This is a genomic window from Pectobacterium sp. A5351, from assembly GCF_028335745.1.
Lineage (GTDB): Bacteria > Pseudomonadota > Gammaproteobacteria > Enterobacterales > Enterobacteriaceae > Pectobacterium.
Genome location: NZ_CP116477.1, coordinates 3,150,828 through 3,170,961, shown reverse-complemented (window position 1 = coordinate 3,170,961; position 20,134 = coordinate 3,150,828). Strand labels below are relative to the sequence as shown.

19 protein-coding genes, 1 other RNA gene and 1 pseudogene are annotated in these 20,134 nt (G+C 50.2%); 11 read left to right on the top strand and 10 right to left on the bottom strand.

The genetic code is table 11. The features are described 5' to 3' along the window. Window positions 1-242 precede the first annotated feature (242 nt). The 5 genes from O1Q74_RS14700 to amtB all read left to right on the top strand — a co-directional run bounded on the left by O1Q74_RS14700 (window position 243) and on the right by amtB (window position 6,470). Complete coding sequence (locus O1Q74_RS14700; RefSeq protein WP_271874256.1) at window positions 243-704, top strand: Lrp/AsnC family transcriptional regulator; 462 nt, start codon at window positions 243-245, stop codon at window positions 702-704. Between the two features lie 203 nt (window positions 705-907). Beyond that, entirely contained in the window at window positions 908-2,674 is a 1,767-nt protein-coding gene (locus O1Q74_RS14695; RefSeq protein WP_271874254.1) for a SmdA family multidrug ABC transporter permease/ATP-binding protein, read from the top strand. After that, a complete protein-coding gene (locus O1Q74_RS14690) occupies window positions 2,671-4,446 on the top strand; it encodes a SmdB family multidrug efflux ABC transporter permease/ATP-binding protein (protein WP_271874252.1) in 1,776 nt (591 codons plus the stop codon). The genes O1Q74_RS14695 and O1Q74_RS14690 overlap by 4 nt, the downstream gene beginning before the upstream one ends. A 359-nt stretch (window positions 4,447-4,805) precedes the next feature. Then, window positions 4,806-5,144: a P-II family nitrogen regulator gene (gene glnK, locus O1Q74_RS14685; protein WP_002208627.1), complete on the top strand. Its 339-nt coding sequence runs from the start codon at window positions 4,806-4,808 to the stop codon at window positions 5,142-5,144. A gap of 39 nt (window positions 5,145-5,183) precedes the next feature. Next, a complete protein-coding gene (gene amtB / locus O1Q74_RS14680; RefSeq protein WP_271874146.1) occupies window positions 5,184-6,470 on the top strand; it encodes an ammonium transporter AmtB in 1,287 nt (428 codons plus the stop codon). A gap of 77 nt (window positions 6,471-6,547) precedes the next feature. Here the strand turns inward: amtB and tesB are convergent, their stop codons facing one another. Beyond that, entirely contained in the window at window positions 6,548-7,411 is an 864-nt protein-coding gene (gene tesB / locus O1Q74_RS14675) for an acyl-CoA thioesterase II (RefSeq protein WP_271874145.1), read from the bottom strand. Window positions 7,412-7,623: 212 nt separating this feature from the next. On the opposite strand from tesB, the gene O1Q74_RS14670 reads away from it, so the two are divergent. Beyond that, the gene (locus tag O1Q74_RS14670) at window positions 7,624-8,196 is read left to right on the top strand and encodes a YbaY family lipoprotein (RefSeq protein ID WP_271874143.1); all 573 of its coding nucleotides are present in this window, start codon (window positions 7,624-7,626) and stop codon (window positions 8,194-8,196) included. 20 nt (window positions 8,197-8,216) lie between these two features. Here O1Q74_RS14670 and O1Q74_RS14665 read toward each other — a convergent pair whose 3' ends face one another. Further along, the gene (locus O1Q74_RS14665) at window positions 8,217-8,537 is read right to left on the bottom strand and encodes an MGMT family protein (protein WP_271874142.1); all 321 of its coding nucleotides are present in this window, start codon (window positions 8,535-8,537) and stop codon (window positions 8,217-8,219) included. A 185-nt stretch (window positions 8,538-8,722) separates the two neighbouring features. On the opposite strand from O1Q74_RS14665, the gene ffs reads away from it, so the two are divergent. Continuing rightward, an RNA gene (ffs, locus tag O1Q74_RS14660) (signal recognition particle sRNA small type) lies at window positions 8,723-8,819 on the top strand. Window positions 8,820-9,272: 453 nt separating this feature from the next. On the opposite strand, the gene O1Q74_RS14655 is transcribed toward ffs, so the two are convergent. The 4 genes from O1Q74_RS14655 to O1Q74_RS14640 form a co-directional block, all read right to left on the bottom strand. Then, window positions 9,273-9,476, bottom strand: a complete 204-nt coding sequence (locus O1Q74_RS14655; protein WP_005976087.1) for an HHA domain-containing protein — start codon at window positions 9,474-9,476, stop codon at window positions 9,273-9,275. 53 nt (window positions 9,477-9,529) lie between these two features. Then, entirely contained in the window at window positions 9,530-9,898 is a 369-nt protein-coding gene (gene tomB / locus O1Q74_RS14650) for an Hha toxicity modulator TomB (RefSeq protein WP_271874138.1), read from the bottom strand. A 595-nt stretch (window positions 9,899-10,493) separates the two neighbouring features. After that, window positions 10,494-10,637, bottom strand: coding sequence for a type B 50S ribosomal protein L36 (gene ykgO / locus O1Q74_RS14645; RefSeq protein ID WP_005976091.1), 144 nt, complete (start codon window positions 10,635-10,637; stop codon window positions 10,494-10,496). 17 nt (window positions 10,638-10,654) lie between these two features. Then, window positions 10,655-10,903, bottom strand: coding sequence for a type B 50S ribosomal protein L31 (locus O1Q74_RS14640; protein ID WP_271874133.1), 249 nt, complete (start codon window positions 10,901-10,903; stop codon window positions 10,655-10,657). A 286-nt stretch (window positions 10,904-11,189) separates the two neighbouring features. On the opposite strand from O1Q74_RS14640, the pseudogene O1Q74_RS14635 reads away from it, so the two are divergent. Next, window positions 11,190-12,665: pseudogene (locus tag O1Q74_RS14635) on the top strand (IS1182 family transposase). Between the two features lie 85 nt (window positions 12,666-12,750). Here the strand turns inward: O1Q74_RS14635 and O1Q74_RS14630 are convergent. Beyond that, window positions 12,751-15,879, bottom strand: coding sequence for an efflux RND transporter permease subunit (locus O1Q74_RS14630; protein WP_271874131.1), 3,129 nt, complete (start codon window positions 15,877-15,879; stop codon window positions 12,751-12,753). A 28-nt stretch (window positions 15,880-15,907) separates the two neighbouring features. Further along, complete coding sequence (locus O1Q74_RS14625) at window positions 15,908-17,101, bottom strand: efflux RND transporter periplasmic adaptor subunit (protein ID WP_271874129.1); 1,194 nt, start codon at window positions 17,099-17,101, stop codon at window positions 15,908-15,910. Between the two features lie 165 nt (window positions 17,102-17,266). Between O1Q74_RS14625 and acrR the strand changes: the two genes are divergently transcribed. Further along, window positions 17,267-17,908 carry a multidrug efflux transporter transcriptional repressor AcrR gene (gene acrR, locus O1Q74_RS14620; RefSeq protein ID WP_271874127.1) on the top strand — a complete coding sequence of 214 codons (642 nt, stop codon included), beginning with the start codon at window positions 17,267-17,269 and terminating at the stop codon, window positions 17,906-17,908. Between the two features lie 33 nt (window positions 17,909-17,941). Here acrR and rsmS read toward each other — a convergent pair whose 3' ends face one another. Together rsmS and priC are read right to left on the bottom strand one after the other, a co-directional pair. Further along, window positions 17,942-18,130, bottom strand: a complete 189-nt coding sequence (rsmS, locus tag O1Q74_RS14615; protein ID WP_271874126.1) for a pleiotropic regulatory protein RsmS — start codon at window positions 18,128-18,130, stop codon at window positions 17,942-17,944. 37 nt (window positions 18,131-18,167) lie between these two features. Next, a complete protein-coding gene (gene priC, locus O1Q74_RS14610) occupies window positions 18,168-18,704 on the bottom strand; it encodes a primosomal replication protein (protein ID WP_271874125.1) in 537 nt (178 codons plus the stop codon). A gap of 209 nt (window positions 18,705-18,913) precedes the next feature. Between priC and O1Q74_RS14605 the strand changes: the two genes are divergently transcribed. Continuing rightward, window positions 18,914-19,309 carry a DUF454 family protein gene (locus O1Q74_RS14605; RefSeq protein ID WP_271874124.1) on the top strand — a complete coding sequence of 132 codons (396 nt, stop codon included), beginning with the start codon at window positions 18,914-18,916 and terminating at the stop codon, window positions 19,307-19,309. Window positions 19,310-19,526: 217 nt separating this feature from the next. Continuing rightward, entirely contained in the window at window positions 19,527-20,081 is a 555-nt protein-coding gene (apt, locus tag O1Q74_RS14600) for an adenine phosphoribosyltransferase (RefSeq protein WP_117590688.1), read from the top strand. Window positions 20,082-20,134 lie beyond the last annotated feature (53 nt).

Sequence of the window (20,134 nt, the reverse complement as noted above, 5' to 3'; positions counted from 1 at the left end):
TTTTGCTATGCAAGTCGAGCGGTAAGTTGTTACCTCAAATATCATGGCGACGGCTGGGTCTGTGCAACGACGTCCATTGACGTCTATCGCATGCCGATGGTGCCAATAATGCTATTCGCGTGGCTTTAAACGGCAAGAACATTGCTTTTCTCTCTTAATGGCGGAAAGTAGGGGAAGTTTTCTATCGCGCAGCACTATAGTGGGTAAAGCTATATCAGGTAAAAACTAATTAGGTAAAAACTATGTTGGATAAAATTGATCGCACCCTGCTGAGTATGTTGCAACAGGATTGTACGCTTTCGCTACAGACGCTGGCCGATGCGGTTAATCTGACATCCACGCCGTGCTGGAAACGCCTAAAGCGTCTTGAAGAAGACGGTATTATCCGGGCTCGGGTGGCGCTGTTGGATAATGAGCGTCTGGGATTAGGGCTGACGGCGTTTGTCTTATTGAAGACGCAGCAGCACAACCGCGACTGGTATCAGACCTTCACCCGCGTAGTGTCCGATATGCCTGAAGTGCTGGCTTTTTATCGTATGGCTGGCGAATACGATTACCTGATGCAGGTTCAGGTTGCTGATATGAAAAGCTATGATGATTTCTATAAGCGGCTGGTGAATGGTATTCCCGGGTTGGTCGATGTAACATCTAGCTTTGCTATGGAACGAATCAAACATACCACGGCATTGCCCTTATCCCTGTGATTCATCGTTCATACTCGTCATACTTCAAGTTGCATGTGCGTTGGCAGCATTCAGTCACCCGAATCACTTACTTGAGTAAGCTCATCGGGATTCCTTCTCTTGCCGCCTTCCTGAAACTTGAATTATTTAGTGTATATCCGTCTTTTGTATAATCACTTTTCTGAGTCTGTCATGACCCGTCTGGCTATTGGAATGAAAACCGCGTGAGACTGTTTGCTCAACTGAGTTGGTATTTTCGCCGTGAATGGCGGCGCTATCTGGGTGCGATTGCGCTATTGATTGTGATTGCCATTCTGCAATTGCTTCCTCCTAAACTGGTTGGCGTGATCGTCGATGGCGTGACGCAACACGGCATGTCGATGGCCGAAATGATGAAGTGGATTGGCGTGATGCTGCTGACTGCCGTCATGGTCTATCTACTGCGCTATGTGTGGCGCGTGTTCCTGTTCGGTGCTTCATACCAGTTGGCGGTTGAGTTACGGGAGGATTTTTACCGTCAACTGAGTCGCCAGCATCCGGCGTTTTACCAGCGTCACCGTACCGGCGATCTGATGGCACGTGCCACTAACGATGTCGATCGCGTGGTCTTTGCCGCTGGAGAAGGTGTGCTAACGCTGGTCGATTCGATGGTGATGGGCTGTGCGGTGCTGGTTGTCATGTGTACGCAGATCAGTTGGGAACTGACCCTGCTGGCGCTGCTTCCGATGCCGGTCATGGCGATTTTCATCAAACGCTACGGTACCCAGTTACATAACCGTTTTAAATCCGCACAGGCCGCGTTTTCTTCGTTGAACGATCAGGCGCAGGAAAGCTTGACCAGCATTCGCATGATTAAAGCCTTTGGGTTGGAAAACTATCAATCAGCACGTTTTGCGCAGGTTGCGGCGGAAGCCGGGGCCAAAAATATGCACGTCGCCCGCGTTGATGCCCGCTTCGACCCCACCATCTATATTGCTGTCGGGCTGTCGAATTTACTGGCGATTGGTGGCGGCAGTTGGATGGTGATTAACGGTTCGCTGACGTTAGGTTTGTTGACCAGCTTTGTTATGTATCTGGGATTGATGATATGGCCGATGCTGGCGCTGGCCTGGATGTTTAACATTGTTGAGCGCGGTAGCGCGGCATATAGCCGTATTCGTCAGTTACTGGCGGAAGAACTCGTGGTGAAAGACGGCGAGGAATCATTGCCCGCCGAGCGGGGCGTGTTGGCGGTGAACATCGCCGCGTTTCGCTACCTGGATAATACCCGCGATGCCTTACAGCACATTCAATTTACGCTGGCTCCAGGCAATATGTTGGGATTATGTGGTCCGACGGGGTCGGGTAAAAGTACGCTGCTGGCGTTGATTTTGCGTCATTTCGATACCCAATCGGGAGAGATTCGTTATCACGATCGTCCATTGAATGCTATCCGGCTGGATGAACTACGAAGCCGTTTTGCTGTTGTCGGGCAAATGCCCTTCTTGTTTTCGGACACGGTGGCGCAAAACATTGCACTCGGTCGACCTGATGCCACGCAACAAGAGATTGAACAGGCGGCGCGGCTTGCCAGCGTTCATGACGACATTCTGCGTTTGCCTCAGGGTTACCAGACTGAGGTGGGTGAGCGTGGTGTGATGTTATCTGGCGGTCAAAAACAGCGGATTGCGATTGCCCGTGCGCTGCTGCTGGATGCTGAAATTCTGGTGCTGGACGATGCGCTGTCTGCGGTGGATGGGCGAACAGAGCACCAGATTTTGCAGAATCTTAAAACATGGGGCGAAAAACGGACGTTGATCATCAGCGCGCATCGCCTGTCAGCCCTCACTGAAGCGAATGAAATCGTGGTGTTGCAGCAAGGACAAACGGTGCAGCGTGGCACACATCGGGCGCTGGCGGCAGAACCCGGCTGGTATCGGGATATGCACCGCTATCAACAGCTGGAGGCGGCGCTGGATGATGTACCGCTGGTGGAAGGAACGAAAAAATGAATAGCCCTCAACAGTTTTGGCCAACCCTGAAACGCCTGTTGGCCTATGGTTCACCCTGGCGAAAACCGCTGATGTCAGGTGTCGTGATGTTGTGGGTTGCTGCTGCCGCAGAAGTTTCCGGCCCTATATTGGTGAGTTATTTTATTGATGTTCTGGTGGCCAAAGGCGAATTCCCGCTGGCGATTGCGGCGGGTCTGGCGATGGCCTACATCCTGCTGCAAGTTCTGGCGGCACTGCTGCACTATTTTCAGACGCTGTTGTTTAACCGCGTAGCGGTCGGTGTCGTTCAGCAACTGCGCATTGATGTAATGGATGCGGCTTTGCGCCAGCCACTGAGCACATTCGATACGCAACCCGTTGGACAACTGATTTCACGCGTCACCAATGACACCGAGGTCGTCAAAGATCTGTACGTCATGGTGGTGTCAACGGTATTACGCAGTGCGGCGCTGGTCGGTGCGATGCTGGTGGCGATGTTCAGCCTGAGCTGGCAGATGGCGCTGATTGCGCTGATGATTTTCCCTGCGGTCGCGGTGGTCATGGCGCTGTACCATCGTTTCAGTACGCCGATTGTACGCAAGGTGCGAAGCTATCTGGCCGACATTAATGATGGTTTCAACGAAGTGATTAATGGCATGGGCGTCATTCAGCAGTTTCGCCAGCAGGCCCGCTTTGGCAAGAAACTGGGGGCCGCCAGCCACGCGCATTATGACGTGCGAATGAAGGCGTTGCGTCTGGAAGGTTTCCTGCTGCGGCCACTGCTGAGCCTGTTTGCTGCGATGGTGCTGTGTGGTTTGTTGATCCAATTTGGTTTCAGTTCGATGGGATCGGTTGGCGTCGGGGTCTTGTACGCGTTTATCAACTATTTGGGCCGTCTGAATGAACCGCTGATAGAACTGACAACCCAGCAATCCATGTTGCAGCAGGCGGTCGTCGCTGGTGAACGTATCTTTGAATTGATGGATGGCAAAAAGCAGAGCTACGGCGATGACGAGCGTCCTTTGGCGACGGGGCGCGTCGATATTGACGATGTCTCTTTCTCATATGGTACAGAAAAACGCGTGCTACAGAATATCTCGCTGACGATCCCAGAGCGCGGGTTCGTCGCGCTGGTCGGGCATACCGGCAGTGGGAAAAGTACGCTAGCCAGCTTGCTGATGGGGTATTACGCGCCGGATGAAGGTGAGATTCGGCTGGATGGCCGCCCGCTGTCGATGCTCTCTCATGCGGTGTTGCGCCAAAATGTGGCAATGGTGCAACAGGATCCGGTTGTGCTGGCGGAATCCATGTTTGTGAATGTGACGCTGGGGCGTGATATCAGCGAAGAAGCCGTCTGGCACGTGCTGGAAGTGGTACAGCTTGTCGAACTGGTTCGGGCTTTCCCTGAAGGGCTGCATACGCGCATTGGCGAGCAGGGGAATAACCTGTCTACCGGACAAAAGCAGCTGTTGGCGATAGCGCGGGTACTGGTGCAAACGCCTAAGATTTTGATTCTCGATGAAGCGACGGCGAATATTGACTCTGGCACGGAACAGGCGGTGCAAAAGGCGCTCCGTATCATCAGGGAACAGACGACCTTGATTATCATCGCCCATCGGCTTTCTACTATCGTTGAGGCCGACACGATTATGGTGCTCCATCATGGACAAACCGTTGAACGGGGAACACATGATCAACTGCTGCAACAGCAAGGGCGCTATTATCAAATGTATCAGTTGCAACTCGCCGGAGAGGATCTTGCAGCCACCAGCACTGAGCCTTGCATTGCCTAACTCTATTAGCTGTCATTCTGTGGTCTGCACCGCCTTGAGTGGTGCAGACTGACAGTCTGCTCACGGCTTCGCACCATCAGTAAGCATCGTGATTCCGGTTTTTACCTGTACTGCACTGAAAACACCCCTCGCGCACTAAAATAGTGCAATTCTTGCCCGGTTCTTCCTGCATTTCTTTCCCGCTGTGTTTTCTTTTTGCCCTTTCTTATCGTTAATCGCGTTCTCTTTCCTGATTTATGCCAGATAAATCATTTATGGCACACCCTTTGCTTTAGTCATGACGTAGACCTACTTCATAGAGCACGTAATCGAACAAGTGACGGGCGAAAGCCTGAACGTAATGGCTAGGGGGAAGACAAATGAAACTGGTTACTGTGGTGATAAAACCATTCAAGCTGGAAGATGTACGTGAAGCGTTATCTTCTGTCGGCATCCAGGGGCTCACCGTCACTGAGGTGAAAGGATTTGGTCGTCAGAAGGGGCACGCGGAACTCTACCGTGGTGCAGAATATAGCGTTAACTTTTTACCCAAAGTAAAAATTGATATTGCGATTGCAGACGACCAATTGGATGAAGTGATCGATGTTATCAGCAAAGCGGCGTACACCGGAAAAATTGGTGATGGCAAAATTTTTGTCGCCGAGTTGCAAAGGGTTATCCGTATTCGTACGGGTGAAACTGACGAAGCCGCACTTTAACAACACCTAACGTAGATACGTAAATAGGGATGGATGAAAATGAAAAAATTACTCTCTTCATTAGGTCTCGGTGTGGCGGCATTACTCCCGTCCTGGGCAATGGCTGCAACACCGACGATTGATAAAGCGGATAACGCTTTTATTATGATTTGTACCGCGCTGGTACTTTTTATGACTATACCGGGCATCGCACTGTTTTATGGCGGCCTGATCCGCTCGAAGAACGTTCTGTCCATGATGACGCAGGTGAGCGTAACATTCGCGATGGTTTGTATCTTGTGGGTGGTTTACGGATATAGCCTGGCTTTCAGCGAAGGTAATGCCTTCTTCGGTGGCTTCAGTACGTTTATGCTGAAAGGCATCGGAATTGAATCGATTAGCGGCACCTACTATCAATTTGTACACGTGGCGTACCAGGCTTCCTTTGCCTGCATCACCGTTGCGCTGATTGTCGGGGCGATTGCTGAACGTATCCGTTTCTCTGCTGTACTGATTTTCGTTGCGCTGTGGCTGACATTCTCCTATCTACCGATGACGCACATGGTGTGGGGCGGTGGTTATCTGGCATTGGATGGCGCGCTGGACTTCGCGGGTGGTACGGTGGTTCACATTAACGCCGCGGTCGCTGGGTTGGTTGGTGCTTATTTGCTGGGCAAACGTGCTGGTTTTGGCAAAGAAGCCTTCAAACCACATAACCTGCCGATGGTGTTTATCGGTACGGCGATTCTGTACATCGGCTGGTTTGGCTTTAACGCAGGTTCTGCGGGTGCCGCAAACGGTATTGCTGCTCTGGCTTTCCTGAACACGGTTGTCGCTACTGCTGCTGCGATTTTGGCGTGGGTTGGTGGTGAGTGGATGGTGCGCGGTAAGCCTTCTCTGCTGGGTGCATGCTCCGGTTGTATCGCGGGTCTGGTGGCAATCACACCAGCAGCGGGTACGGTTGGCGTCGGTGGTGCACTGATCATCGGTCTGGCTGGCGGTATTACCGGTCTGTGGGGCGTTACGGTACTGAAAAGATGGCTGCGTGTGGATGACCCATGTGATGTATTTGGTGTACATGGTGTGTGTGGTATCGTTGGTTGCATTCTGACTGGTGTATTTACTTCGGCATCTTTAGGTGGCACGGGCTATGCGGAAGGCGTGACGATGGCGCATCAGGTTTGGGTCCAGTTATTCAGTGTGATCATTGCTCTGGTTTGGTCTGGCGTGGTGGCATTCATCGCTTTCAAAGTGGCGGATATGATTGTCGGCCTGCGTGTTCCTGAAGATCAAGAGCGCGAAGGTTTGGACATCAACAGCCATGGTGAGAGTGCTTACAACCAATAATTGAGCTTGTCCAAATGCAACAAACGGGCGTGGAGTTTCCTCCACGCCCGTTTTACGTTATGAGGCTGCCACAGTCTTTACGATTGGCGGCGGCGCATCACCCCTTCCTGTACGCTGGATGCAACCAGCACGCCTTCTCGGGTATAGAACTGCCCACGGACAAAGCCACGAGCACCGGATGCGGATGTACTTTCTATGGTGTATAACAGCCAGTCATCCAACCTGAAATCACGGTGGAACCACATTGAGTGATCAATCGTGGCGACCTGCATACCCGGCTCCAAAAAGCCAACGCCATGAGGCTGTAAGGCTGTGAGTAGGAAGTTGCAGTCAGAGGTATAGCCAAGCAGATATTGGTGAATACGCTTATCGCCCGGCAATGGGCCGCAGGCCCGGCACCAGACATGTCGTACCGGTTCGTCCACTTCGCCTTTTAGGGGGTTATGGAATTTAACCGGACGCATCTCAATCGGGCTGGCCTGAATGAATTTATCGCGAAAGCGGGGCGGCAGGAGATGCTGCATATCTTGCGCGATTTCCTGCTCGGATTTCAGCGCTTCTGGCGGTGGAACCTCAGGCATCACATTCTGGTGTTCAAACCCTTCTTCATGACTTTGAAACGAGGCCGTCATATAAAAGATAGGGCGACCATTCTGGATGGCACTGACGCGTCTGGCGCTGAAACTGTTGCCATCGCGCAGGTTTTCAACGTCATAAATAATCGGTTTCTGGCTGTCGCCGGGCAGCAAAAAGTAGCTGTGGAAAGAGTGAATGTTACGTTCTACGGGAACGGTCTGTTTGGCGGCTGACATGGCTTGGCCTACGACTTGCCCGCCAAAGACCTGGCGCAGTCCCAAATCATCGCTTTGTCCGCGAAATAGCCCTTCTTCGAGCTTCTCTAAATGCAGGAGGTCGAGAAGGTGTTGTAGTGGTTGACTCATGGTATCAGCCCCAATAGATGAAAATGGCGAGTTATATGTTTGTTTTGTAAGGTTTAAAATATCTAATTATGGCTTTTCACTACAATAAATATGTGGCTTTAAGGAAAATATCAGAATTTTGCACCATTATTATTGTGTTGGGTGAATCATACTCTTTATGAGTACCAGTTTTCGATACTGGTAGTCTGACAATAATAAAGGAGACTGACCGAATGAAATTATGGCATATCTTAGGTGGTATCACGTTATCGGTGGCTCTGGCTGCATGCACACAGAGGGGGGATTATGGCGTATCTCCTCAAACTGGTGCACCTGTCACCAGTGTGTCTTCACAGCACCCGGTTGTTGCCATGCCAGCGGTAACCGGTACTGTGAATATTCGTCAGCGCATTACGCTCCCTCACAACGCCGTGTTAACCGTTACGGTGTCTGATGCATCGCTGGCAGATGCGCCTTCAAAAGTCATTACTCAGCGGGTGACGAGAACAGAAGGAAAGCAGGCACCTTTCCAATTCGAGTTACCGTATAATCCGGCTGATATTCAACCCAACGCACGTATCTTACTCAGTGCAGCAGTTGCAATTGATAATCGCGTCGTGATGGTGACGGAGAACGTCTTGTCGGTCATTAGCAACGGGGTCAATAACGCCGATTTGGTGCTGGTCCCTGTCGCCTCTGTTCCTCTACCGGCTAAAAATCAGGGATCGATGATATCCAACCCGGCGAATGAGACCTCTCATATGCTTCAGGGGCAACCTGCATCGTCACCTGTGGCAACCTGGTAACATGAGCTGCATACGCGCCGCTATGGCGCGTATTGCCAGCGGTATTTCGCCAGTTCAATCTTTCCCTGACGATTGAAAATAACGCCCTCTGCTTGCAGCGCTGATTTCTGACGCACATAGTCTCCACCGACCAGCGATATTTCGCCTTTACGATTGATTACCCGATGCCAGGGGAGTTTGCTGTCCTTCGGCAGACGTTTTAATACACCTCCTACTTGCCTTGATGCCCTGGGGGAGTCGGCAAGCTGAGCGATGTCGCCATAGGTCGCTATTTTTCCGTAAGGAATGGCCGCGACGATTTGAAAAACGCGTTGGCGGAAATTATCGTTTTCTTCTGACATCAGCGGATGTTCCTGCTGTTCCTAAACTGATTGGGTATCATAGTGGCACAGTGGGGTGGGTAAGAAAACAACGGTTAGTCTGTGTTAGCTTGCAATTGCTTATCCCATCGCCGATAATGCCCACCGCTTTGTGACACGCTGTCGTTATCATGTGCGAGCTGTTATAAAGTCGTCAATGGAGGCCCTGTCGGTTCTCCCGCAACACTAACCTGTGGATTCGGTCAGGTCCGGAAGGAAGCAGCCGCAGCAGGAAACGTGTGTGCCGGGATGTAGCTGGCAGGGCCTCCACCATTTCTGCTCTTCTATAGCCGCTTCGTCGTCAGAGTAGCCTTCATCTTCTTCCGGGCGTAAACCCAACGCTTTCTGCCATAAATCTACTCTTTGGCACACATAAGATCTGAACTGCCGCTCTCCGTTTTACCGTTCTTTGTTTCTTCGGAAGGATATCGTGCATCTTTACCAGGTGAGTAATAATTGCGCCAATTATTACCTCTTCTGTTTTCATCACTGGATATACTATTAGTGATGTTATCGATACGGTTGTTATAAATGATAAACGGTGGGGAAATAAGCGTAGTGGTATGAAGTAAAATTCATTCTTACTTAATATTAAAAAATACAATTTGTTACAAGTCTTACTCGATTAATACGTTAAAAAGATAATAAAAACAAAGGCCGATAATATTATCGGCGCAGTGTATTTAATGTCAGTTTTTGTATGCGTTTCGTTGGAAATTAACGGACGTATCGCCATACCGCAGTAGGCACTTTGTCATAGAGTTTGTTCATCGTCAGTTCTGCCAGACGATGATCGGCAGCGGAAAAGAACATCTCCAGTTCATCATTGGATAGCTCATACTTGTTTTTTTCAATAACGCGTTCGAGGGTGTCAATGGTTGTGCATTTACGCAAACGCATCAAATAGTCAATTTTTTTCATAATGGCCTATGCAAACAGTACCTGGTGGTTAAAAAATATAAATAAATTATTGCTTAAGTTTTAGCAGGCGTACAGACGTTCTCCCCTGAGAACATTCCGAATAATTTTGCTTTGGACTTCTGCCAGCACCGCAGCTCAGCATCATTAATACCGTAGTTGCTAAACAAGACGTAAGTATCATCCAAATACTTTTCAACCTGCTCTGAAAGCTCACTTTCGTTAGGGTATTTTATTTTAAATGTGAGAATAAACGTAGCGATATGCTCAATAAGTTCATTTAATTGGAGATTGATCGCAGATGTTGGATCATTGACCCAGCCGTGACTGCTATCACCTAACGTTGCTATGCTTTCGTCACACAGATTCTCACATAAGAATCTGAGTTGGGCAATATCATAATGTTTTGGTGTGTACTCATCCATATCAATCCCTCCGTTAAGCCGTTATTCAGTGTTACTGCGGTTAACACCTGGTAAACAGGTAGACTGATGAAACTTGCAAGATAAAACGTTAACGCTGTTTCGTATTCATGTTGTGACAAACAGAGCATTGAGCCATTGTGATTTGTTCAGCAATGAAGGAGACAACAGAGATGTTTGTACCTCCTACTCTCTACTATGTCGTGAAATAGGGTTGGCGTAAATACCAACCTATCATGACTTAACCTTAAGTATAGCTATACCATGTTGGTTATGGTTACGTCATTCTATATATGACTATAGCAAAAGCGTTCGTAAAATTCGCGGATAATAGGTAAGGTTTTTACCGCTATTTATTTTGATTAATTCTCAGATTTTTTGTTGTAACAATGAGCATAGAATAAACTCGGCTGCGGATTATTTAATTATTTCTATCTGAAAATATGAGAAATGGCAGAAGGAATGCGAAGAGATTGTTCAGTGGATAAGTTATGTTGGTGCGGATTATCTTATTGTTTCATAAGTTTTTTCATGCGCGCATCCCGTACAGTCTTGTTAACGTCATAACACAGACTGTACGGGATGGGGTCGAGAAAGATTAACCTTTTTTCTTTTTCCCGCCTTGCACGGCCTTAAAGCGCGGATTAGATTTGCATATAACGTAAACTCGACCGCGACGACGGACCACAATACAATCTTTGTGACGATTTTTTGCTGAACGCAGCGAACTAAGCACCTGCATTTAATAACCCTCTCTGATTACTTGAAGAAGTTCCCAAAGCGCTGCTGGAAGCGCGCCGTGCTGCCTTCTTTGGAATACTCTTTTTGCTTCCCGGTGTAATAGGGATGCGATGCCGAAGATACGTCAATGGTGACGTAAGGGGAGCTGGTACCCTCCAGTTCAATGGTTCGATCGGTTTTAATCGTTGATCCCGTCCTGTAATAGACATCTGCGCTGGTATCATGAAATACCACGGTGCGATAGCCAGGATGAATACCTGCTTTCATATCTGCTCCTTTTGTTATGTTATAACGTAATAATATTGCGCTTTTTTGGCATCAGGATCAACCATTATGTTGTGTTGAGGCTGTTGCATCCCCTAAGTCACTATAGACACGGATAAAGAGGTAAACAGCGCTGCTTGGCACGAGTTAGTCGACCTGAAAGGGAAGAGGATCTGGGAATAAAAAAGGCCGCGAGGCGGCCTTCAGAGTGATGACAAAGTCCTGGTCGTAAGGGCAGGACTTTGATCTAATAAGGTCAGTGCAAGTAATGGATAATGGACTGACCACCATGCTCAGAGAACCTTTCCCTCAGCAGTACCCGTTTGAAACCATCACCCTTGATGAACTGGTCCCGAAAGACCATCTCGTACGTAAAATCGATGCCGCCATCGACTTCGAATTTATCCGCGATGCGGTAAAACATCTTTACTGCCACAACAATGGCCGCCCGGCTATTGACCCCGTGCGGCTGATTAAAATGATGCTCCTGGGCTATCTGTTCGGCGTCCCCTCTGAACGCCGGTTGGTGAAAGAAATCCAGGTCAATGTGGCTTACCGCTGGTTCCTGCGCATGGGCCTGACGGAGAAAGTCCCTGACGCCTCCACCCTCAGCCAGAACCGCATCCGCCGGTTTAATGACAGCGATGTCTTTCAGCACATTTTTGACCATATCGTGGCGCAGGCCCTGACTCAGGGAATGGCGAACGACCGGGTGCTCTATACCGACAGTACCCACCTTAAAGCCGACGCGAACCCGCGTAAGGCGGTGAATGAGCCGCGTCCGGAAGGCGTCAGCGAATATTTTGCAGCGCTGAATGCCGCCGTGTAGGCCGACCGGAAGCAGCACGAAAAAAAGCCGCTGCCCGGCGTAAAAAAGACGCCAGAAAGCGCCGCCGCCGTTAAGAACACCAAAGTCAGCACCACCGACCCGGAGAGCGGCTTCATGCACCGGGACAACAAACCGAAGGGCTTCTTTTACCTTGACCACCGCACGGTGGACGGGAAACACGGCATCATCACCGATACCTTCGTCACGCCAGGGAATGTGCATGACAGCCAGCCGTTCATCGGCCGTCTTAAGCGTCAGACAACGCGGTTCGGTCTGGATACGGTGGCGGTGGGCGTGGACGCAGGTTACTTCACCTCAGCGGTCTGCCATCTGACACAGGAGATGGGCATCAGGCTGGTACCGGGTTACCGGAGGCCGAACAAAGGACAGAATGCGTACCAGAAGAAGCACTTCACGTATGACCCGCAGAACAATGTGTATATATGCCCGGCGGAACAGCGCCTGACGCACGGTACGACAGACCGTAACGGCTACCGGCATTACCGGTCAGATAAAATGCGCTGCGCGGTATGCCCGTTACGGGAGAAATGCACGACCAGCAGACAGATGCAGAAAACGATAACGCGACACGTATGGGAGGCGTCGAAGGAAGAGGCGAACAGGCTGCGGCTGACGAAATAGGGTAAAAAGGTGTACGCCCGACGTAAGGAGACGGTGGAAAGGAGCTTCGCGGATGCGAAACAACATCATGGTCACCGGTATGCGCGGTACCGTGGCCTGACGAAAGTCCAGATGCAGTGCCTGCTGGCGGCGACGGCACAAAATATGAAGAAGATGGCGCTGCTGGCGCTACTTTATAGTCTTTATCGGTGGCTGAAAGCGTGCGTAGAAGGCCGGAAAGCCCCCTCAGTCGGAGAGAAAACACAGATGCCTGGGTTATGGAAAAATCTCGCGATCGCGACCTTTGGTCGCTAAAAAAAGAACCCCACCTGAAAACGTGGGGTTCGTCAGCAGTCTGAAAGGCCGCGAGGCGGCCTTTCAGAGTAGATATGGGGCTGTCTTAGTGCGCTGTTGTGTCGTCTACTTTCTTGCCGAAGCGACGGCGGACAACCACAAAGAACACTGGAACGAAGAAGATAGCCAGCACGGTTGCGGTAATCATCCCGCCCATTACGCCAGTACCAACGGCGTTCTGTGCACCGGAGCCTGCGCCGCTACTGATTACCAGCGGCATCACGCCCAGGATAAAGGCAAGGGATGTCATCAAGATTGGGCGCAAACGCATACGAACGGCATCCAGCGTTGCTTCTATCAGTCCTTTCCCTTCTTTTTCCATCAGATCTTTAGCAAACTCGACGATCAATATGGCGTTCTTCGCGGATAGCCCTATGGTTGTCAGCAAGCCCACCTTAAAGTAAACGTCATTTTCAAGACCTGTCATATTTGCCGCAATCAATGCACCGATGATCCCTAATGGAACAACTAGCATAACGGAGAACGGTATTGACCAGCTCTCATAAAGTGCTGCCAGACACAGGAACACGACTATCAATGAAATGGCATAGATTGCAGGTGCCTGGTTGCCGGATAACCGCTCTTGATAGGACATACCCGTCCATTCGTAGCCGATACCTTGCGGTAATTGGGTAACAAAGTTCTCCATCAATGCCATGGCTTCACCGGTACTCTTACCTGGTGCGGCTTCGCCTTGGATCTGCATGGATGGCTGGCCGTTATAACGCTCCAGACGCGGTGAACCATATTCCCAGTGGCTCTGTGTAAATGCAGAGAATGGCACCATTTGTCCGTTACTACCGCGGATGTACCAGTTTTTGATGTCATCCGGTAGCATACGGAAAGGTGCATCGGCCTGAACGTAAACTTTCTTCACACGACCACGGTCGATAAAGTCATTCACGTACGAGCCGCCCAGCGTTGTCGCCAACGTTGAGCTGATGTCCGACAGTGACACACCAAGCGCCTGTGCTTTTTCCTGATCGATATCAAGACGGAACTGCGGGGTATCTTCCATTCCGTTTGGACGAACCTGTACTAACGTATCAGGGCGTTGTGCGGCCATACCCAACAGTTGGTTACGTGCTTCCGTCAGTTTTGCATGGCCAAGGTTAGCCTGGTCAATCAACTGGAAGTCGAAACCTGTCGCAGTACCCAGTTCGATAATTGCAGGAACGTTGGCGGCAATAACGATAGCTTCTTTATACTGGCTGAAGACCGCGTTAGCTCTTCCTGCAATGGCCTGAACTTTATTCTCCGCGCCGCTCCGTTCACTCCAGTCATTCAGGCTGGCGAAAGCCAGACCGGCATTCTGCCCACGACCCGAGAACCCGAAGCCTGTTATGGTAAACACAGACTTGACGTTACCTTTCTCGTTCTCGAGATAGTATTGCGTCATTCTGTCCATGATTTTCTGGGTGTTTTCCTGCGTTGCCCCTGAAGGCAACTGAACGATGTTCAGGAGAACCCCCTGATCTTCGTCTGGCAGGAAGGAGGTCGGTAAACGTAAGAACAACAGCGCCAGACCGACAACAATCAGCAGATAGATGACCAGGTAACGACCCGTGCTGCGCAGGATATTGGCTACGCTATCGGTGTAATGATGCGTGCTTTTCTCAAACAGCCTGTTGAACCAGCCGAAGAAGCCTGTTTTCTCACCGTGATCGCCTTTGGCAATCGGTTTGAGCAAGGTTGCACAAAGTGCTGGCGTCAAAATCAACGCGACTAGTACCGACAGCACCATTGCCGAAACGATTGTGATGGAGAACTGGCGGTAGATTGCCCCTGTGGAACCACCGGTAAACGCCATCGGGACGAATACCGCAGACAGCACCAGCGCAATACCAACCAGCGCGCCCTGGATTTGCTCCATAGAACGTTTGGTTGCTTCTTTAGGCGACAGACCTTCTTCCGCCATGACACGTTCCACGTTTTCCACAACGACGATGGCGTCATCTACCAGAAGCCCGATGGCGAGAACCATCGCGAACATCGTCAAGGTGTTAATGGAATAACCAAATGCAGAGAGGATAGCAAATGTCCCCAGCAAGACGACCGGCACCGCGATAGTTGGGATTAGCGTGGCACGGAAGTTCTGTAAGAACAGATACATAACCAGGAATACCAGTACGATGGCTTCTACCAGCGTTTTCACTACTTCGTTGATCGAGATCTTAACGAAGGGCGTTGTGTCGTAGGGGTAAACGACTTTCAGGCCGGCAGGGAAAAATTCTTCCGCTTTGGTTAATGCATTTTTTACTGCAGTTGCCGTATCCAGCGCATTCGCGCCCGTTGCTAATTTAATACCAATACCGGCAGCGGGCTGGCCATTAAAACGTGCAATCGTGTCATAATTTTCTGCGCCCAGCTCAACGCGTGCGACGTCTTTAAGGCGAACCTGAGATCCATCAGCGTTAACCTTCAGAAGTATTTTAGAAAACTCTTCTGCTGAATTCAGTCGGGTTTGCGCAATGATCGATGCGTTCAACTGCTGGCCAGGAACCGGTGGCGCGCCACCCAGTTGCCCTGCGGCAATCTGGTTGTTTTGAACTTTGATCGCGGCGGTGACATCACCTGAGGTTAGTTGGTAATTATTCAGCTTGTTCGGATCCAACCAGATACGCATCGCGTATTGGGCACCAAACAGTTGTGCATCACCCACGCCGGATGTCCGGCTAATAGGATCTTTAACGTTAGCAGCCACGTAGTCAGCGATATCTTCCTGTGACATTTTGCCGTCTTCACTGATGAAGGCGGCAACCATGAGGAAGCTGCTACTGGATTTCTGAACGTTAACCCCTTGCTGCTGTACTTCTTGCGGTAGCAGTGGCATAGCCAGTTGCAGTTTGTTCTGCACCTGAACCTGCGCGATGTCCGGATCCGTACCTGCCTCAAACGTCAGCGTAATCTGAACCGTACCAGAAGAGTCACTGCTTGATGACATATACATCAGGTTATCGATACCGTTCATATTCTGTTCGATAACCTGCGTCACGGAATCTTGCAGCGTTGATGCATCGGCCCCTGGATAAGTTGCCGTTACGTCAATCGCGGGTGGTGCGATCGTCGGATACTGGGCAATCGGTAATTTAACAATTGCCAGCAATCCCGTCAGCATCACCATGATGGCGAGTACCCATGCAAAAATGGGTCGATCTATAAAAAACTTAGCCATGAATTATACCGGCTCCTGTTAGAACGTCTTAAGGCTTCGCGGGTTCTGCTGGCGCTTGCTGCGCCTGCTGATTTTCTTGAGCGACTTCTTTAGCCTTCACCTGCGCACCGGGTCTGATTTTTTGCAGACCCGTAACAATAATGCGATCGCCCGCTTTCAAGCCTTCGGTAACCAACCATTTGTCACCAATTGCCTTACTGGTTGTAAGCGTGCGAGGTTCCACTTTATCGCCTTCCCCAACTACCATGGCGGTAGCCTGGCCACGTGGATCGCGGGTGACACCTTGCTGCGGCACTAATAAGGCCGTCGGGTTAACACCGGAATCAAGACGCGCGCGTACAAACATACCAGGAAGCAGGTTGTGCTGTGGGTTAGGGAAAATGGCGCGCAGCGTGATGGAACCAGTGGTTTCATCTACCGTGACATCAGAAAATTCCAATGTACCTGCCTCGGTATATTCAGTACCGTTTTCCAACAGCAGTCGGACATTGGCTTTGCCTGCACTTTGTTTCAGCGTACCGTTTTCCAGCTCTCTTTTGAGTTGCAGGAAATCATTGCTGGACTGCGTGACATCAACATAGATCGGATCAAGCTGCTGCACGGTTGTTAGTGCTGTGGCTTGCCCAGTTGCCACCAATGCGCCTTCCGTGACTGTAGATTTACCCACGCGCCCTTCGATGGGAGCATTCACTTTGGTGTAAGCCAGATTGATTTGTGCGGTGTCCACTGCTGCTTTAGCTGCTTGAACGGCAGCATCAGCCTGACGGGAAGTGGCAACGGCCTGATCGTAATCCTGCTTGCTGACGTAGTTGGTGCCCAACAGCGGTTTATAGCGGTTAACGGTCAGATTAGCAATTTCTGCCTGAGCCTGAGCCTGAGCGAGTGAACCTTTGGCGCTGTTGTAGCTTGCCTGATAGGTCGCCGGATCGATCTGATACAGCGATGCGCCCGCTTTAACGTCAGATCCTTCAATAAAATTGCGTTTGAGGATAATTCCGCCGACCTGTGGGCGAACCTCGGCAATGCGGTAAGCACTTGTACGGCCCGGCAGCTCGGTCATCACATTCAGTGCTTCCGTTTTCAGCGTAACAATACCCACTTCAGGCATCTGCTGCTGTGCGCCGTCTTGCTGATTATTGCCGCTATCACATCCTGCGAGCATTAAGCCGCCAGAAAGCATCAGAACTGCCGCCAGAGGCGTTAGCCTTCTGTTTTTGTTCATAGATAAACCTCAAGTGTCCGATTTGAAATTGACCAATGGATCACAAGCCCAAAAACCCATTGCTGCTATAGTCTTATGTTCGTGCTATGTTACAAACATACTTGAATGTATGTAAATCTTAATTTCCTTCAAATACAGCGATATGGCACGAAAAACCAAACTATCATGGCGCGAAAAACTAAAAAACAGGCTCAGGAAACCCGACAACAGATACTGGATACTGCGTTAAGAGTGTTCTCTGAGCATGGTGTGTCTGCGACTTCATTGTCCGACATTGCAACTGCTGCTGGTGTGACTCGCGGTGCTATTTATTGGCACTTTAAGAACAAAACCGAAATTTTCGATGAGATCTGGGCGCTGGCAGAGTCAAAAATCAGTGAGTTTGAAATAGAGTATCAGACAAAATTCCCTGATAATCCACTCCGCGTGATGCGTGAATTATTGATTTATATGCTGCGTTTAACCGTTAGTGATACTCACTGGCGTTCCATTATGGAGATTGCTTTTCACAAATGTGAGTTTGTCGGTGAAATGCTGCAATCGTACAATGCGCGCAAAGAACTTTATCTTTCCTGCTATGTCGACATTGAAGAAAACCTGATTGAGTGCATTCGTCTGGGCATGTTGCCGACGGACATTCATCCCCGCCGTGCAGCGATTGCGCTGCGTGCCTATTTTTCCGGCGTAATGGAGAACTGGCTATTTATGCCGGAGAGTTTCGATCTCGATCAGGAAGCTCCGGCGCTTGTGGATGCCTTTATCGATATGCTGCATTTTAGCCCGGCGCTACGTAAACCCGCTGAGTAAGCCGTCGCTCAACGGCGCTAACGCCTCTTCTCTCTAATCACCTGGGTGATCTTTGATGATGAGGTCTGCATCGCTTTCTTTTGGCGAGAGCTTTTTCTCAAAATCGGTACGTACAATCTCCAGAGCAGCTAGCGCAATACGTGGTTCGATCTGGTTTTCTTCCAGCAACATAATCAAATCGACTGCTAGTTTGATTTCGGGTGGGGCGTTTTCAAGTGACATGAAGTCGTTCCTTTTTTTCCTCGGCGATGCCGCCGCGCTATAGCCCTCGCTCCCGGCGTTCGATCTGGCGCTCCAGTCGCGACAGCGCCTGACGGCAGCGTGATAGTCGTCCTTCCAGCGCTGCCAGTTCTTTTTGCAATCGCTGTTGCTCGCTGAAAAGCGTCTGCGCAATGAGCAGACTTTCTCTATCCTGAATCATAGAGAGCAAACGGCGTTCATAATCCTGATGTTCTGCCAGTTTGTGATACACATCTTCCGGCGTCGGGGCCGCATGCTGCTCTTGCCTGCGTAATGACTGGGTTGCCAGTTCACGCTGTAGTGCGGCTATCTGGCTGACCAGCTTTTCTGCCAGAAATGCCACACGCTCGGTGCGTTGCTCTGCGACCAACTGTTTTATTGTCTGCAAATTTTGTTCAACTTCGGCGCGATAATCCCGTAGTCGGGTGCCATAGCTGCTAAAAAGCTGGCGATCAAAGCGCGATTGCGGCACGGCTTTATCCGCCAGCGGTTCGAGTTCTTTCGCCAGCGTAGTAATTTGTTGTTCAAGCGCCTGTAGCAATCGGTGCGTGTTCACTGGTTTCCCTTACGGTAAGGCTGATGATTCAGCAAGTCGGCGCGTGGTGTATTGATAATCGTTAGCCAACATCGCCTTAGTACCCTGCATGAGGATATCTTAACTAATTCATCAGGCAAGGTGGTGATAAAGTGTGATGGACATTATCGTAGACAAAGCATATTGAGTAGACAAAACCTATTGATAGCGAACAACGTATAAAGGTGAATATGTATCGCGTGTTGCTGATTATATTAGGGTGGGTTTCCGTTGTGCTGGCAACGTTGGGCGTCGTGTTACCTTTATTACCGACAACGCCTTTCTTGCTACTGGCCGCCTGGTGTTTTGCCCGCTCGTCCCCGCGTTTCCATGACTGGCTGCTGTACCGCTCCTGGTTTGGCAGCTATCTGCGCCATTGGCAGCAGCATCGGGCACTGCCGCCGGGCGCAAAATGGAAGGCAGTCACCATGATTCTGTTAACGTTTGCGCTTTCGCTCTGGCTGGTCAAACTGGTTTGGGTCAGGATTTTGCTATTGGTCATTTTGGCTATTTTGTTGACCTTCATGCTTCGTTTACCCGTGATTGATCCAGAACAACAAACGCAGGGCGCGGATCCGAAAAGATAGCGTAAGCGGCAGCCTCTGTGACGGGAATACAAAAAATACGCACCCAGAGTGCGGATAGTTGCATTTGCCCGTCACTTTGACTAAATTTGACCGTTTTCGTGCGCGGGTCGCCATTTTCCTCTTTGTCATAATGCCTCTTCATCACCTCATGCGATGATGAAAGCCTTGTGGTGACCGGCATTTGTATGTTCAGAACGTTTTATCAGGCACAACTATGATGACCGTAACAGCCCAGCAGCAGGCAGAATTAATTAAAAACAGTATCAAAAGCATCCCCGATTATCCGAAGCCGGGCATACTGTTCCGTGATGTCACCAGCCTGCTGGAAGATCCTGTGGCCTATGCAGCCAGTATTGAGATGCTGGCAAACCGTTACCGCAACACCGGTGTGACGAAGGTTGTTGGTACGGAAGCGCGTGGTTTCCTGTTTGGCGCTCCGGTTGCGTTGGCGCTGGGCGTGGGTTTTGTTCCCGTGCGTAAACCGGGCAAGCTGCCACGTCCGACGATCAGTGAAAGCTATGAGCTGGAATACGGTTCAGATACGCTGGAAATTCATGCAGATGCAATCTCCGCTGGTGATAATGTGCTGGTGATCGACGATCTGCTGGCAACCGGTGGTACGCTTGAAGCCACAGTGAAATTGATCCGTCGTTTGGGTGGTTCGGTCAGTGATGCCGCTTTTATCATCAATTTGTTCGATCTGGGTGGCGAGCAACGCCTGACCGAGATGGGTGTCACCTGCTATAGCCTGGTTGACTTCCCCGGACATTAATCATAACAGTCTCGCCGATAGCGGCGTGGCTGTGTTAGCATGATTGCCTCAAT

Bases quoted from the DNA above. Each gene is read 5' to 3' on its own strand.
- O1Q74_RS14700 (WP_271874256.1), top strand. From the start codon at position 243: ATGTTGGATAAAATTGATCGCACCCTGCTGAGTATGTTGCAACAGGAT.
- O1Q74_RS14690 (WP_271874252.1), top strand. From the start codon at position 2,671: ATGAATAGCCCTCAACAGTTTTGGCCAACCCTGAAACGCCTGTTGGCC.
- glnK (WP_002208627.1), top strand. From the start codon at position 4,806: ATGAAACTGGTTACTGTGGTGATAAAACCATTCAAGCTGGAAGATGTA.
- amtB (WP_271874146.1), top strand. From the start codon at position 5,184: ATGAAAAAATTACTCTCTTCATTAGGTCTCGGTGTGGCGGCATTACTC.
- tesB (WP_271874145.1), bottom strand. From the start codon at position 7,411: ATGAGTCAACCACTACAACACCTTCTCGACCTCCTGCATTTAGAGAAG.
- O1Q74_RS14670 (WP_271874143.1), top strand. From the start codon at position 7,624: ATGAAATTATGGCATATCTTAGGTGGTATCACGTTATCGGTGGCTCTG.
- O1Q74_RS14665 (WP_271874142.1), bottom strand. From the start codon at position 8,537: ATGTCAGAAGAAAACGATAATTTCCGCCAACGCGTTTTTCAAATCGTC.
- O1Q74_RS14655 (WP_005976087.1), bottom strand. From the start codon at position 9,476: ATGAAAAAAATTGACTATTTGATGCGTTTGCGTAAATGCACAACCATT.
- tomB (WP_271874138.1), bottom strand. From the start codon at position 9,898: ATGGATGAGTACACACCAAAACATTATGATATTGCCCAACTCAGATTC.
- ykgO (WP_005976091.1), bottom strand. From the start codon at position 10,637: ATGCAGGTGCTTAGTTCGCTGCGTTCAGCAAAAAATCGTCACAAAGAT.
- O1Q74_RS14640 (WP_271874133.1), bottom strand. From the start codon at position 10,903: ATGAAAGCAGGTATTCATCCTGGCTATCGCACCGTGGTATTTCATGAT.
- O1Q74_RS14630 (WP_271874131.1), bottom strand. From the start codon at position 15,879: ATGGCTAAGTTTTTTATAGATCGACCCATTTTTGCATGGGTACTCGCC.
- O1Q74_RS14625 (WP_271874129.1), bottom strand. From the start codon at position 17,101: ATGAACAAAAACAGAAGGCTAACGCCTCTGGCGGCAGTTCTGATGCTT.
- acrR (WP_271874127.1), top strand. From the start codon at position 17,267: ATGGCGCGAAAAACTAAAAAACAGGCTCAGGAAACCCGACAACAGATA.
- rsmS (WP_271874126.1), bottom strand. From the start codon at position 18,130: ATGTCACTTGAAAACGCCCCACCCGAAATCAAACTAGCAGTCGATTTG.
- O1Q74_RS14605 (WP_271874124.1), top strand. From the start codon at position 18,914: ATGTATCGCGTGTTGCTGATTATATTAGGGTGGGTTTCCGTTGTGCTG.
- apt (WP_117590688.1), top strand. From the start codon at position 19,527: ATGACCGTAACAGCCCAGCAGCAGGCAGAATTAATTAAAAACAGTATC.